Source organism: Cedecea selenatireducens, from assembly GCF_042138895.1.
In the GTDB taxonomy this organism is placed as follows: Bacteria; Pseudomonadota; Gammaproteobacteria; order Enterobacterales; family Enterobacteriaceae; genus Cedecea; species Cedecea selenatireducens.
Genome location: NZ_JBHIKW010000005.1, coordinates 335,490 through 350,170 on the forward strand (window position 1 = coordinate 335,490; position 14,681 = coordinate 350,170).

14 protein-coding genes and 1 tRNA gene are annotated in these 14,681 nt (G+C 56.3%); 12 read left to right on the top strand and 3 right to left on the bottom strand.

From position 1 onward, the window contains the following. Positions 1–33: 33 nt before the first annotated feature. A complete protein-coding gene (gene ygfZ, locus ACE38U_RS11275; protein ID WP_375529755.1) occupies positions 34–1,020 on the bottom strand; it encodes a tRNA-modifying protein YgfZ in 987 nt (328 codons plus the stop codon). 246 nt (positions 1,021–1,266) lie between these two features. Here ygfZ and sdhE point away from each other — a divergent pair, with 246 nt between their 5' ends. Continuing rightward, on the top strand, positions 1,267–1,533 hold the full coding sequence (gene sdhE / locus ACE38U_RS11280) for an FAD assembly factor SdhE (RefSeq protein WP_038479151.1): 267 nt from the start codon (positions 1,267–1,269) through the stop codon (positions 1,531–1,533). Continuing rightward, positions 1,514–1,936 carry a protein YgfX gene (locus ACE38U_RS11285; RefSeq protein WP_038479154.1) on the top strand — a complete coding sequence of 141 codons (423 nt, stop codon included), beginning with the start codon at positions 1,514–1,516 and terminating at the stop codon, positions 1,934–1,936. The genes sdhE and ACE38U_RS11285 overlap by 20 nt, the downstream gene beginning before the upstream one ends. On the opposite strand, the gene fldB is transcribed toward ACE38U_RS11285, so the two are convergent. Continuing rightward, the gene (gene fldB / locus ACE38U_RS11290) at positions 1,933–2,454 is read right to left on the bottom strand and encodes a flavodoxin FldB (protein WP_038479157.1); all 522 of its coding nucleotides are present in this window, start codon (positions 2,452–2,454) and stop codon (positions 1,933–1,935) included. The genes ACE38U_RS11285 and fldB overlap by 4 nt on opposite strands. A gap of 102 nt (positions 2,455–2,556) precedes the next feature. Between fldB and xerD the strand changes: the two genes are divergently transcribed. From xerD to ACE38U_RS11340, 10 genes are all read left to right on the top strand, one after another. Beyond that, complete coding sequence (xerD, locus tag ACE38U_RS11295) at positions 2,557–3,453, top strand: site-specific tyrosine recombinase XerD (protein WP_375529756.1); 897 nt, start codon at positions 2,557–2,559, stop codon at positions 3,451–3,453. A gap of 26 nt (positions 3,454–3,479) precedes the next feature. Next, on the top strand, positions 3,480–4,196 hold the full coding sequence (dsbC, locus tag ACE38U_RS11300; protein ID WP_176981601.1) for a bifunctional protein-disulfide isomerase/oxidoreductase DsbC: 717 nt from the start codon (positions 3,480–3,482) through the stop codon (positions 4,194–4,196). Positions 4,197–4,202: 6 nt separating this feature from the next. Beyond that, positions 4,203–5,936 carry a single-stranded-DNA-specific exonuclease RecJ gene (gene recJ / locus ACE38U_RS11305; RefSeq protein ID WP_375529757.1) on the top strand — a complete coding sequence of 578 codons (1,734 nt, stop codon included), beginning with the start codon at positions 4,203–4,205 and terminating at the stop codon, positions 5,934–5,936. Positions 5,937–6,075: 139 nt separating this feature from the next. Continuing rightward, positions 6,076–7,174, top strand: a protein-coding gene (prfB, locus tag ACE38U_RS11310) for a peptide chain release factor 2 (RefSeq protein ID WP_375529758.1) whose coding sequence is annotated in 2 segments (ribosomal slippage) — positions 6,076–6,150 and positions 6,152–7,174 — 1,098 coding nt in all. Because the reading frame shifts where the segments join, the coding sequence is not laid out codon by codon here. Between the two features lie 9 nt (positions 7,175–7,183). Further along, positions 7,184–8,701, top strand: coding sequence for a lysine--tRNA ligase (gene lysS, locus ACE38U_RS11315; protein ID WP_038479176.1), 1,518 nt, complete (start codon positions 7,184–7,186; stop codon positions 8,699–8,701). A 66-nt stretch (positions 8,702–8,767) separates the two neighbouring features. After that, positions 8,768–9,520, top strand: coding sequence for an amidase activator ActS (actS, locus tag ACE38U_RS11320; protein ID WP_375529759.1), 753 nt, complete (start codon positions 8,768–8,770; stop codon positions 9,518–9,520). A gap of 88 nt (positions 9,521–9,608) precedes the next feature. Continuing rightward, positions 9,609–9,682, top strand: a tRNA-Gly gene (locus ACE38U_RS11325). A gap of 273 nt (positions 9,683–9,955) precedes the next feature. Next, complete coding sequence (locus ACE38U_RS11330; RefSeq protein WP_375529760.1) at positions 9,956–10,177, top strand: hypothetical protein; 222 nt, start codon at positions 9,956–9,958, stop codon at positions 10,175–10,177. A 63-nt stretch (positions 10,178–10,240) separates the two neighbouring features. Beyond that, positions 10,241–10,729 carry a hypothetical protein gene (locus ACE38U_RS11335; protein ID WP_375529761.1) on the top strand — a complete coding sequence of 163 codons (489 nt, stop codon included), beginning with the start codon at positions 10,241–10,243 and terminating at the stop codon, positions 10,727–10,729. Between the two features lie 257 nt (positions 10,730–10,986). Beyond that, on the top strand, positions 10,987–13,956 hold the full coding sequence (locus tag ACE38U_RS11340) for an RHS repeat domain-containing protein (RefSeq protein ID WP_176981613.1): 2,970 nt from the start codon (positions 10,987–10,989) through the stop codon (positions 13,954–13,956). 68 nt (positions 13,957–14,024) lie between these two features. Here the strand turns inward: ACE38U_RS11340 and ACE38U_RS11345 are convergent, their stop codons facing one another. After that, positions 14,025–14,678 (bottom strand): epoxyqueuosine reductase QueH, encoded by a 654-nt coding sequence (locus ACE38U_RS11345; protein WP_375529762.1) that lies wholly within the window; start codon positions 14,676–14,678, stop codon positions 14,025–14,027. Positions 14,679–14,681 lie beyond the last annotated feature (3 nt).

Sequence of the window (14,681 nt, forward strand, 5' to 3'; positions counted from 1 at the left end):
CAAAGCCCCCTATATAGGGGGCTCAGCTTTCGATTAACTCTCTTCCAGAGAATAAGGCAGTGGCTCAAGCGCCAGCCTGCTGCTGGCATCGTCACGCACGCGTAAAACGCTGTCCGGCTCCAGATCGTTATTCATTACGGCCTGCACCACAAGACGGCCATTTTCTAGCAGCCCGGCGGCCAATATGGTGCCGGTACGACGCCAGTTCTCACCCATCTGCAGCTCAAGATCTTCGCCTGCTTCAGGCACGCGGCTTGCGGTACCGGCCAGCAGCCAGAGGGCTCGTTTGTTCGCCCCGCGGAACTTGGCTCGGGCGACCATTTCCTGCCCGGTGTAGCAGCCTTTTTTAAAGCTGATCCCGTCCAGCGCCTGAAGGTTGGTCGCCTGAGGAATAAATTGCGCGCTGTTCACGCTATCAATAACCGGCAAACCGCCTTCGATATCCAGCGTCAGCCACTGCTGGCTGTCGTTGAGCTGTGCTTCTCCGCGCAGTTTCTCCGTCAGGCGCTGCGCCGTTTCTTCATCGGTAACAATCAGGAAGCGTTCCGCAGGCAGGTTCAGCCACAGCAATGTTGTTGCACCCTGCTGTACAACCTGGGTTTGTTCATCCGGCAGCGTTTCGAAGACGGCAGCAAGCGCAGAACGTGCCTGGAAGCCAGCCAGGCCAAGCAGGACGCTGGCATCATCCGCATTGAAGGTGACTTTGGAAAAGACGGAATATTTCTTTAGCTCCGTTAGCTGTGCGTCACGCAGGTTGCGGCGCTCAATAAAGGCAAAGCCTTCACCGCGATGGAACAGGCGCAGGTTGCTCCACATTTTGCCTTTGGCATCGCAATGAGCGCACAGCAGGTGCTGGCCTGCATCAAGCTTAGCCACGTCAGCGGTGACCTGACCCTGAAGATATTTCTCAGCGTCTGCGCCCACTGCGGTGATAAGAGCCCAGTCATCAAGCGTCATCAGCGTCAGCGGCAGACGGGCGGCGGCACTGGGCTGGCGAGGAGGAAACGGATTAAAAGCCATAACAAAGATCCCGGGTTATCCAACGGTTTAATTTCTCAATGGTAAAAGAGCCTGAGGGCAATGCAAGCAGTTTGATAACGCCATTCGTGCGTTTACGAGCAGCCTCGGAGAATCTGGTGCAATCGATGCTGTTACAGCGCTTTGTGCCGGGAAAGTGCGCACAATAAAACATTCCGGTAATCCCGCTGACGAAAACACGTTACACTAACTCGGTACCCAACTTGATGGTTAAGCAGGAAAGAGCACATGGATATCAATAATAAAGCCCGAATTCACTGGGCATGCCGCCGTGGAATGCGCGAGCTCGATATTTCGATTATGCCGTTCTTCGAACATGAATATGAAACGCTTAGCGACAGCGACAAGCAGCTGTTTGTCCGCCTGCTGGAGTCTGACGATCCTGATCTGTTTAACTGGTTGATGAACCACGGTAAACCTGCGGATACGGAGCTTCAGCGTATGGTTAGCCTGATTCAGACACGGAATAAAGAACGTGGTCCTGTGGCAATCTGATCTCCGGGTTTCCTGGCGCGCGCAGTGGCTTTCATTGCTTCTCCACGGTCTGGTGGCACTGCTTGTGCTGCTGACGCCGTGGCCGATGAGCTATACGCTCGTCTGGATGCTGCTGCTTTCCCTGGTGGTTTTCGACAGCGTGCGTAGCCAGCGCCGCATTCACGCACGTCAGGGCGAAATCAAGCTGCTGACGGACTTTCGCCTGCGCTGGCAGGGGCGTGACTGGGACATCGTCGGGAATCCGTGGATGATTGACAGCGGTGCGATGCTAAGACTGCGTCGGCCCGGTAAACAGCGTTGCCAGCATCTTTGGCTGGCCGCTGACAGCATGGACATCGGCGAATGGCGTGATTTACGTCGCCTGCTGATGCAACAACAGGCGAGCGGAAGCGGGCAGATTTAGGCGAAACGCTCGGCCATTTCGCCAAGGATTTGCTCGCACCAGGTTTCAATCCGTTCGTCGCTCAGGTCGTACTGATTGGTTTCATCCAGCGCGAGGCCGACAAACAGCTGCCCGTCGGCAATCACCGGTTTTGGGCTGGTAAATTCATAGCCTTCGGTTGGCCAGTAGCCAATGAACTGCGCCCCACGCGGGCCTAACTTGTCGTGCAGCATACCTAGCGCATCCAGGAACCACTCACCGTAGCCCAACTGGTCGCCCATGCCGTACAGCGCCACGAGTTTGCCTTCCAGATTCAGCTCATCTAACTGCGGCCAGACGGTTTCCCAGTCTTCCTGCAGCTCGCCAAAATCCCAGGTCGGGATGCCGAGGATCAGAACGTCATACTGTTCCATCAAGGCCGGGGCATCGTCTTTCAGGTTATGCAGCGTCACCAATTCTGGGCCAATAATGTCGCGAATTTTTTCGGCCGCCATTTCGGTGTAGCAGGTGCTGGAGCCGTAAAAAAGACCAATGTTCATAACAATAAAAACTCATTTTAATAGCGTGCAGAGGGCCAAGTGTACCAGATCCCACTCGCCATCATGCATAATGGACACAATTCGCCAAACCGGGAGTGACGCGTGGAACAGGATAAGGCCCGTATAGAACAATTTCTGGATGCGCTGTGGCTGGAGAGAAACCTGGCTGAAAATACGCTCATTTCTTATCGCCGCGATCTCACGATGGTGGCAGAGTGGCTGGAGCGTCATCAGCTCAGTTTTTTGACCGTTCAGGCTTCGGACCTACAGGGATTGCTTGCGGAGCGTATTGAGGGCGGTTATAAAGCCACCAGTTCTGCGCGGTTGCTTAGCGCCATGCGGCGGCTATTTCAGTATCTGTATCGTGAAAAAATGCGCGAAGACGACCCTAGCGCGCTGCTTTCATCGCCCAAACTGCCGCAGCGTTTGCCGAAAGATTTAAGCGAGGCGCAGGTTGAACGGCTGTTACAGTCGCCCTGTACCGACCAGCCTATTGAGCTACGCGATAAAGCGATGCTTGAAGTTTTGTACGCGACCGGGCTTCGCGTGTCGGAGCTGGTCGGGCTCACCATGAGCGATATCAGCCTGCGGCAGGGCGTGGTGCGAGTCATCGGTAAAGGCAATAAAGAACGTCTGGTGCCGCTTGGCGAAGAAGCCGTGTACTGGATTGAAGAGTACCTGAAGTATGGCCGCCCGGACTTGTTGAACGGGCAGTCGCTGGACGTGCTGTTCCCCAGCAATCGCGCACAGCAGATGACGCGGCAAACCTTCTGGCACCGCATTAAGCACTATGCTGTTTTGGCGGGCATCGACAGCGAAAAACTGTCTCCGCACGTGCTGCGCCACGCTTTTGCCACACACTTGCTGAACCATGGTGCGGATCTCCGTGTCGTACAGATGCTGCTGGGCCATAGCGATTTGTCCACCACACAAATTTATACACATGTAGCGACTGCGCGTTTACGTCAGCTGCATCAACAGCACCACCCTCGAGCGTGAGTGCCACAAGAGAAAAAGGAATCCTCATGAAAAAAGGTTTTTGGCTGCTTTCGCTGCTGGCCGCTTCTGTTTCCGGTTTTGCCCACGCGGATGACGCCGCCATTAAACAATCCCTGGCGAAGCTCGGCGTGCAGGGCGCAGACATTCAATCTGCTCCGGTTGCCGGAATGAAAACCGTGCTGACCGACAGCGGCGTGCTCTACGTCACCGAAGACGGCAAACATGTGATTCAGGGGCCGCTTTACGACGTGAGCGGCGCCCAGCCGGTGAACGTGACTAACCAACTGCTGATCGGCAAGCTGAACGCGCTTGAAAAAGAGATGATCGTCTACAAAGCACCGAAGGAGCAGCACGTGATTACGGTGTTCACCGACATCACCTGCGGCTACTGCCACAAGCTGCACGAAGAGATCAGCGACTACAACGCGCTGGGGATCACCGTGCGTTACCTGGCGTTCCCGCGCCAGGGGCTGCAGAGCCAGGCTGAAAGCGATATGAAGTCCATCTGGTGCGCGAAAGACCGTAACAAAGCGTTCGATGCCGCAATGAAGGGCGGCGATGTGGCACCGGCAAGCTGCGACATCAACCTGGCTAACCACTACAACTTGGGCGTGCAGTTTGGCGTGCAGGGGACGCCAGCGATTGTCCTGAGCAACGGCAGCATGATCCCGGGTTATCAGGGGCCAAAAGAGATGAAGCAAATGCTGGACGCCCACAAGCAACTGATGAAAGCGGGTGGTTAATTTCGGGTGAAACAGCAAACGCAACTCCGCCGCCGGGCCGTTGACAGCTCGGTGGCGCTTCCGGCTACGCTGCCTTCTTTGCTCCAGCGGCTGTATGCCAGCCGGGGCGTGCGTGATGAGCAGGATCTGGAACGTGGCGTAAAAGGAATGCTGCCGTGGCAGCAGCTCAGCGGCGTAGATCAGGCCGTCGTGATGCTTTACAACGCCTTTCGCGAAGGCCTGCGCATCATCGTGGTGGGCGATTTTGATGCCGATGGCGCGACCAGCACCGCACTGAGCGTTCTGGCACTACGCAGTATGGGCGCTGAAAATGTTGGCTACCTGGTGCCCAATCGCTTTGAAGATGGCTACGGGCTTAGCCCGGAAGTAGTCGATCAGGCTCACGCCCGCGGCGCGCAGATGATAGTGACCGTCGACAACGGGATCTCTTCCCATGCGGGCGTTGATCGAGCCCATGCGCTGGGGATCCCGGTGCTGGTGACCGATCACCACCTGCCGGGGGAAACGCTTCCCGCCGCTGAAGCTATCATTAACCCTAATCTTGCAGACTGCGCGTTTCCGTCTAAATCTTTGGCCGGTGTCGGCGTCGCGTTTTATCTGATGCTGGCGCTGCGCACGCATCTGCGTGATAACGGCTGGTTTGAACAGCGTGGGCTGGCCATTCCAAACCTTGCGGAACTGCTCGATTTAGTGGCGCTGGGCACCGTGGCGGACGTGGTTCCGCTGGATACCAACAACCGCATTCTGACCTGGCAAGGCCTGAGCCGTATTCGGGCAGGTAAATGCCGCCCCGGTATTCGCGCACTGCTTGAAGTGGCTAACCGTGAGCCGCACAAAATCGCCGCCAGCGATTTAGGTTTTGCGCTGGGGCCGCGCCTGAACGCCGCTGGACGACTGGATGATATGTCGGTTGGCGTGGCGCTTCTGCTCAGCGAGAACATTGGCGAAGCACGCATGCTGGCCAACGAACTGGACGCGCTGAACCAAACGCGTAAAGAGATTGAACAGGGCATGCAGGTTGAAGCGCTGACGCTGTGCGAGCAGCTGGAGCGCAGCAGCGAAGAACTGCCTTATGGCCTGGCGATGTATCACCCGGAGTGGCATCAGGGCGTGGTCGGCATTCTGGCCTCGCGCATCAAAGAGCGGTTCCACCGCCCGGTAATCGCGTTTGCACCTGCGGGAGACGGCACGCTGAAAGGCTCTGGTCGCTCGGTTCAGGGGCTGCATATGCGCGATGCCTTAGAGCGTCTGGATACGCTTTACCCTGGCATGATGCTGAAATTTGGCGGTCACGCAATGGCCGCCGGCCTGTCGTTGGAAGAAGTTCGCTTTGAGGAGTTCCGCCAGCGCTTTGGTGACCTGATCGGTGAATGGTTGGATCCGGCGCTGCTACAGGGTGAAATCTGGTCAGATGGCCCGCTGTCTGCTCAGGAAATGACGCTGGAAGTGGCGGAGATGCTGCGCGATGCCGGGCCGTGGGGGCAAATGTTCCCGGAGCCGCTGTTTGACGGCAAATTCCGCATCCTCCAGCAACGCCTGGTGGGCGAGCGCCACCTGAAGGTGATGGTGGAGCCTGTCGGCGGCGGCCCGCTGCTGGACGGTATCGCCTTCAACGTGGATACCACCCGCTGGCCGGACAACGGCGTGCGCGAAGTTGAGCTGGCCTACAAGCTGGACGTGAACGAGTTTCGCGGCAACCGAAGCGTGCAGCTTTTGATCGATCATCTCTGGCCGATATAGCCCGCGTTCTTAACGCTGCCGCAGCGTTAATTACTTGGCTATATGTCAGGGACAAAGCTACAAAATGCGGCGTAAATCCGGTAAACTTTCCGGTTTACGACTGCATTTCGTCTTCTGAAATCAACATAAGAAATTACGCATGTTTGAAATTAACCCGGTAAAAAGCCGCATCCAGGACCTCACAGAGCGCAGCGACGTTCTTAGGGGGTATCTTTGACTACGATGCCAAGAAAGAGCGCCTCGAAGAAGTAAACGCCGAGCTGGAACAGCCCGATGTCTGGAACGAACCTGAACGCGCACAGGCGCTGGGGAAAGAACGTTCCTCGCTGGAAGCGATTGTCGAGACTTTAGACCAGATGGCCCAGGGCCTGGAAGACGTTTCCGGCCTGCTCGAACTGGCGGTAGAAGCCGACGACGAAGAGACCTTTAACGAGGCCGTTGTCGAGCTGGACGGGCTGGACGCCAAGCTGGCGCAGCTTGAATTCCGCCGCATGTTCTCTGGCGAGTACGACAGCGCCGACTGCTATATCGACATCCAGGCAGGCTCCGGCGGTACGGAAGCGCAGGACTGGGCAAGCATGCTGGAGCGTATGTACCTGCGCTGGGCAGAAGCTCGCGGTTTCAAAACCGAAATTATTGAAGAGTCCGAAGGCGAAGTGGCGGGCATCAAGTCCGTGACCATCCGCATTCAGGGCGACTATGCCTTTGGCTGGCTGCGTACCGAAACCGGCGTTCACCGCCTGGTGCGTAAGAGTCCGTTTGACTCCGGTGGCCGCCGCCATACCTCGTTCAGCTCCGCGTTTGTTTACCCGGAAGTGGACGACGACATTGATATCGACATCAACCCGGCGGACCTGCGCATTGACGTATATCGCGCATCCGGTGCGGGTGGTCAGCACGTTAACCGTACGGAATCCGCGGTACGTATTACCCACATTCCAACCGGTACCGTGACCCAGTGTCAGAATGACCGTTCTCAGCATAAGAACAAAGACCAGGCGATGAAGCAGATGAAGGCGAAGCTGTACGAGCTGGAAATGCAGAAAAAGAATGCTGAGAAGCAGGCGCTGGAAGACAACAAATCGGATATCGGCTGGGGCAGCCAGATTCGTTCTTACGTCCTCGACGACTCCCGCATTAAAGATCTGCGTACCGGGGTTGAAACCCGTAATACGCAGGCGGTGCTGGACGGCGATCTGGACAAATTTATCGAAGCAAGTTTGAAAGCAGGGTTATGAGGAACCAACATGTCTGAACAACAAGCACAGGGCGTTGACGCAGCAGCCGATCTTAACAATGAACTGAAAGCGCGCCGTGAGAAGCTGGTGGCTCTGCGTGAGCAGGGTATCCCATTCCCGAACGATTTCCGTCGTGACCACACCTCAGACCAACTGCACGCTGACTTCGATGCGAAAGAGAACGAAGAGCTGGAAGACCTGGGCGTTGAGGTAAGCGTGGCTGGCCGTATGATGACCCGCCGTATCATGGGGAAAGCCTCCTTCGTGACGCTGCAGGACGTTGGCGGCCGTATTCAGCTGTATGTGTCCCGCGACGACCTGGCGGAAGGCATCTACAACGAGCAGTTCAAGAAATGGGACCTGGGCGATATCCTGGGCGCGCGCGGCAAGCTGTTCAAAACCAAAACCGGCGAGCTGTCCATTCACTGTAGCGAACTGCGTCTGCTGACCAAGGCGCTGCGTCCGCTGCCGGACAAATTCCACGGCCTGGCCGATCAGGAAACCCGCTACCGTCAGCGTTACCTGGATCTCATCGCTAACGATGACTCTCGTAACACTTTCAAAGTGCGTTCGCAGATCATGGCCGGTATTCGCCAGTTCATGGTGGGTCGCGACTTTATGGAAGTTGAAACCCCGATGATGCAGGTGATTCCTGGCGGCGCGTCTGCCCGGCCGTTCATCACGCACCACAACGCGCTGGACATCGACATGTACCTGCGTATCGCGCCTGAGCTGTACCTGAAGCGCCTGGTGGTGGGTGGTTTCGACCGCGTCTTCGAGATCAACCGTAACTTCCGTAACGAAGGCATTTCTCCGCGTCATAACCCAGAGTTCACCATGATGGAACTCTATATGGCCTACGCGGACTACAAAGACCTGATTGAGCTGACCGAATCCCTGTTCCGCACTCTGGCGCAGGATGTTCTGGGCACCACCGAAGTGCAGTACGGCGAAGAAACCTTCGACTTCGGTAAGCCGTTTGAAAAGCTCACCATGCGTGAAGCTATCAAAAAGCACCGTCCTGAAACCAACCTGGCCGATCTGGATAATTTCGACTCTGCGAAAGCCATCGCGGAAAGCATCGGCATCAAAATCGAGAAGAGCTGGGGTCTGGGCCGTATCGTGACCGAGATCTTCGAAGAGGTTGCGGAAAGCCACCTGATTCAGCCGACCTTCATCACCGAATACCCGGCTGAAGTTTCTCCGCTGGCGCGCCGTAACGACGAAAACCCTGAAATCACCGACCGCTTTGAGTTCTTCATCGGCGGCCGTGAAATCGGGAACGGCTTCTCCGAGCTGAACGATGCGGAAGACCAGGCGCAGCGCTTCCAGGATCAGGTTGATGCGAAAGCGGCAGGCGACGACGAAGCCATGTTCTTCGACGAAGACTACGTCACCGCCCTGGAGCACGGTCTGCCGCCAACGGCGGGTCTGGGCATTGGTATCGACCGTATGGTTATGCTGTTCACCAACAGCCACACCATCCGCGACGTTATCCTGTTCCCGGCTCTGCGTCCGACTAAGTAACATCTTTCTCCCTCTCCGCAAGGGGAGGGATTTCCCTCAAGTTCATCAACGTTACCGGGGACTGGTTTGCGCAAGGAAAGCATTTTTAAACGCTGGCACATCACCGCTTTCATTATCATGACGAGCCTGATGCTGACGGCCTGCTCCTCCTCGAAATCAGCCAAAAGCACCCGAAACGAAGGCACCTTCAGCGGCGCGGTTTACACCGTTAAACGCGGCGACACGCTCTCTAAAATCTCCAGAATGACCGGCAGCAGCGTGGGCGATCTCGCCCGGCTGAACGGGATACCTGCGCCTTACACCATCCAGGTGGGCCAGCGTATTCGGATCAAAGGCTCAGGCTCTGCAAGCCGGCCGAAAAATACCGCCACGGCAAAAAACACCCCTGCGCCTTCTCGCACACAAAACTCGTCCATTGCCAAAGTAGCACCGCCGCCGGTGGGAGCACGCTGTTGGCTTTGGCCGACGAAGGGCAACATCGTTGAGCCGTTCTCGAACAGCGATGGCGGCAATAAAGGCATTGATATCTCCGGTTCTCGCGGGCAGCCCATTTATGCTTCCGGCGCAGGTACGGTGGTTTACGTCGGTAACCAGCTGCGCGGCTATGGCAATCTGGTGATGATCAATCACAGCGAAGAGTACATCACCGCTTATGCCCATAACGACACGATGCTGGTGAATACGGGTGAGAAAGTGAAGGCCGGGCAGAAAATTGCCACGATGGGCAACACGGGGGCAGATTCTGTGCGTTTGCACTTCCAGATTCGCTATCGCGCTACGGCGATCGACCCGCAGCGCTACCTTAAACCCTCTTGTTAGTCTAAAAAGTGCTTGAAAAACCATCACCTGGACACAAAGGCACTTGCCAGCGAGAGCTGAAAGTCTATAATGCCTCACGCACCTCAAAGCGGGCGTAGTTCAATGGTAGAACGAGAGCTTCCCAAGCTCTATACGAGGGTTCGATTCCCTTCGCCCGCTCCAATCCTTCTCTGGTGCATCCACCCGAAACTTTTCTACATTCTTCGTAACGCTTTGGTGCGATACCGACGCGAATTTCAAACTCAGACCATTCCTCACCTTGTTGGTGAAAGAGAACCTGACCCCAGGGGCAGGGAATGAAGAAGACACGCTGGCGGGTTATCTGCACATTCTGGGACAGTACGTCCTGACGATTGATGCGCTGCGCCTGAGCGCTGCCGAAGTGGCCGCGCTGGCGACGGATAAGAATAAACGGCGGAGGCTATTGACCTCGTGGTGGCTGGCAGCGAGGCCATTAACCGGCTGTTGTCCCTGTACCATTTCCACCGCTGGCTTCTGCAATGGGCTTGGGCGAAGTGGGCATCCCTGGCCCGCAAGCTGGAGGCCACGGGTTCAGATAATATTATCGTTCCTTCCCGGCACGTGAGCTGGTTCGCAACCGGCGTGCGTACCGTTGATGACACGCTGCCTGCTGAATACTGGTCAGGTGACACGTGAGCCTGGTCACATTTTACGCCCCGTTTTAGTCAATATGATGCTAAGCTGCTGAAAGATTTAGGCGTGATGCTGACCGTGCAACTGATGCAGGCCGGTTATATCTCAGTCACTCGGCCTTTGGCGCTGACCAGTGAGTCTAAGGTCTGGGTTGCCCGCAAAGGTTTCACGGACTTTGGCTCTGCCAGCCAGTACTATCGCCCTCTGCAACAGCAAGACACCTTGCTGACCGAGAAAGCATCCATCACCTGGGATACCCATTATTGTGCCGTGACGTATATTCAGGATGCCGCTGGGGCAGGAACCCATGAGGATTATGGCTATCGTTTCCTGACGCACAATCACCTCATCGATCCTAACGATAACCATCAGTTAGTCTCTCTGGACGCGTGGGACGGCCGACCAGCTCTCGGTTCTGGGGGACTGAAAACGGCGTGGCGCAGGGGTACACACAGCCTTCGACAGAAAAAGTACCTTCCCCGTCCCGACGATGGTAGAAGAGGCGCTGGCTATCATCACCACGATCCCGGTGGCGCAATGTCTGGTCTATTGTGACAGCAGCTGGATGGCGGCCGAATCGTCGCGGATGCCGCCTCACACATTCTGTATGCCGACACTCACTACTTCGATGCAATAGGCCGGGAATATCAGGTTAAAACTGCAAAAGGAGACTTCAGGAAAACACTGTTCACGCTGTGGTTTACGTTTGCTGAAGACGTGAACGACACGGCATCCCAGTAACAAATAACGCCCTGCTCCCTGGGGTCTCAATGCCGGGAGTAGGGCGCGTAGTTAACTATCGAGAGAAATCTATGCATACATCGCTGTTCAGCCACACCCCTTCGGTCACGGTTCTCGACAACCGGGGCCTGAGCGTCCGCAGTATCGAATATCACCGTCATCCTGACACCCTGACCACCACCAACGAACGTATCACCCGGCAGCAGTATAATCCTGGCGGGTTTCTGAGCCGCAGCGCCGACCCGCGCCTGCAGGCGACGGGCCTGGCAAACTTCACGTACATCACTGACCTGGCCGGTAACGTGCTGTGCGCCCAGGGCGTGGACAACGGCACCACCGTGAGCCTGAACGACGTGGCCGGGCGGCCTTTTATCGCGGTCAGCAATGTCGGCGTCACCGGAGACAAGAGCGAGGCGGTGACGCACACCTGGCAGTATGAAGCGGCTTCACTCGCCGGGCGTCCGCTGAGCGTGACGGTACAGGTCACAGGCAAAACCGCCCGCATTGCGGAGCGCTTTGTATACGCAGGCAACAGTGCGGCAGAAAAAAAACTGAACCTGGCGGGGCTGTGCATCAGCCATTACGATACCGCCGGTCAGGAACAGACCGACGCGATAGCCCTGACCGGCGTACCGCAGTCCGTCACCCGTCGCCTGCTGAAAGACGCCGATAACCCGGATAACGTGGCCGACTGGCAGGGGGCGGATGCATCTGCCTGGAACGAGTTGCTGGGCGCAGAAACGCTGACCACGCAGAGCACCGCCGACGCGACTGGCGCCGTCCTTACCACCACCGATGCAAAAGGTAACGTACAGCGCGTGGCGTATGACATAGCTGGCCTGCTGGCGGGCAGCTGGCTGACGCTGAAAGGCGGCCAGGAGCAGGTCATCGTGAAATCGCTGACCTGTTCCGCCGCCGGGCAGAAACTGCGCGAAGAACACGGCAACGGCGTGGTGACCACCTACTCATATGAACCTGAGACGCAGCGCCTGACGGGGATTAAAACCGAACGTCCGGCGGGACACACCTCAGGGGCAAAAGTCCTGCAGGACCTGCGCTACGACTACGACCCTGTGGGCAACGTGCTGAGCATCCGCAACGACGCGGAAGAGACGCGCTTCTGGCGAAATCAGAAAGTGGTGCCGGAAAATACCTACGTTTACGACAGCCTGTACCAGCTGGTCAGCACCACCGGGTGCGAGATGGCAAACGCGGGCCAGCAGAGCAGTAAGTTCCCTACCGCCGCCATCCCCCTGCCGACAGACAGTGCCGCTTTCACCAGATACACCCGGACTTACGCCTACGATAACGGCGGCAATCTGACGCGGATTCGCCACAACGCGGCGGCGACCAACAACCGCTACACCACGGATATCACGATAAGCGACCGCAGCAACCGGGGCGTGTTGAGCACGCTGGCAAAAAGTCCGTCGGATGTGGACGGGCTGTTCACGCCGGGCGGACAGCAAAAACAGCTGCAGCCGGGTCAGACGCTGAACTGGACGGCGCGCAACGAGCTGCTGAAAGTGAGTCCTGTACAGCGCGACGGCAAGGCGAGCGACAGCGAAAGCTACCGCTATGACTGCGGCAGTCAGCGCGTCCTGAAGGTGAGCACGCAGCAAACCGGGAACAGCACGCAGACGCAGCGGGCGCTGTACCTGCCGGGGCTGGAGCTGCGAACCACCCAAACCGGCAGTACGGAAACGGAAAGCCTGCAGGTCATCACCGTGGGTGAGGCGGGCCGGGCGCAGGTGCGGGTGCTGCACTGGGCGGCGGGCAAACCGGCGGGCGTGAACAACGACCCGCTGCGCTACAGCTACGACAATCTCACCGGCGGCAGCCAGCTGGAGCTGGACGGCAGCGGCAACTTGATTAGCATGGAAGAGTACTACCCGTACGGCGGCACGGCCATTCTGGCGGCCAGAAGCCAGACTGAAGCCAACTATAAAACTATCCGTTACTCGGGCAAAGAGCGGGACGCGACGGGGCTGTATTACTACGGCTACCGCTATTATCAGCCGTGGGTAGGCCGCTGGCTGAGCGCTGACCCTGCGGGCACGGTGGACGGGCTGAATCTGTATTTGCTGGTAGGAAACAATCCTACGTCTTTCCATGACAGCAATGGATTACTCCGTGAAGGACAAAGCGCAAGGAAATTAGTCGGAGAAGCCTTTGTTCACCCTTTACATATGCAGGTGTTTGAACGCATATCCATTGAAAAAAATATCGCCATGAGCGTCAGAGAGGCTGGTACTTTTACTATTACAGCTTTGGGCGAAGGGGCTGCAGCAAAGGGCCATAATATTCTTGAGAAAACCATTAAACCTGGATCTCTGAAATCGTCTTATGGGGAAAAAGCTGGGGCGGCGCTTGAACAGGCAAAAGCAAGCGGCTTTGTGGGTCGGGTTGGCAAGTGGGATAAATCTGGAGTGCAGGGAATTTATGCTCATAACAAAGCTGGTGGAGAGGATTTAGCTTACCCAATAAGTCTTACTTCTACTATGGATAATGAATTGGTGAATTCGTGGATCAAACATAAAGTGATCACGCCGTACACCGGTGATTATGATATGCACGATATTATTAAATTCTCGGGGGGGAGAGGTCACATACCCGCAGCGGAAAGTGCTGAAGAAAGAGGTGTAAAAGATCTGATTAACAGGGGGGTTGCGCAAGTTGATCCCTCCAGACCTTTCGAATTGACGGCTATGAATGTTATTCGTCACGGGCCTCAGGTCAGTTTTGTCCCTTACATGTGGGAGTATGAAAACGATAAGGTGGTTAAAGATAACGGCTACCTTGGCATAGTTGCCCGGCCAGGGCCATTTCCGGTAGCGATGGTGCATAAGGGCGCATGGAGTATTTTTGATACCAGTGAGGAGTTGTTTAACTTTTATGCATCCACGAATACAGCGCTACCAACACACTGGCAGCAGAGCTTCATTGAAAGAGGCAATGGCATGGTGTCTACTCCTCAACATGCCCCTCTTATTGATAAGCGCCGTACTGTACAACAACGATGGCAAAAAGTTGCCAGCTAAGCGCTAGGATCCTGAAGAGATAAAAAGGATTAACAGGCTCAACGGCCTGTTAATCTTTTATGTTAACTCTATATAACAGAAATAAATTTACCCGGTTTTATTAACGCTTTTCCCTGTGACTTACGGTAAGCGTTAGCATCGCGCAGAGAATAAGCGCAGCCGCAATATTCCTGCTGATAAAACTGCTCGCGTTTGCAGATATCTACCGTGCGCGCGGAGCCGCCTTGCTTACGCCAGTTGTGGGTCCAGTAAAACATTCCCGGATGACGAGCCGCCGCCCGCTGGCCGCAGTCGCAGACCTGCTCAAAATTCTTCCAGCGTGAAATCCCCAGAGAACTGCAAATTGCACCGAAACCGTGCCCTGCGGCATAAAGCGCGGTGCGCTCCAGGCGCATATCAAAACAGACCGTGCAGCGGGCTCCACGCTCGGGTTCCCACTCCATGCCTTTCACACGCGCAAACCAGTTATCGACGTCATAATCCGCGTCGATGAAGGGCACGCCATGTTGCTCAGCAAAACGCTTATTCTCTTCCTTGCGGATGAGATATTCCTGTTGCGGATGGATATTGGGGTTGTAGAAAAAAATCGTAAAGTCGATGCCAGAGGCAAGCAAAGCCTCTATCACTTCGGAAGAGCAGGGCGCGCAGCAGGTATGCAGCAGCAACTTGCTTGCGCCGTCCGGCAGCGTCAGTTTTGGGCGCTTAAATTCGGTGGTGGTCATGGT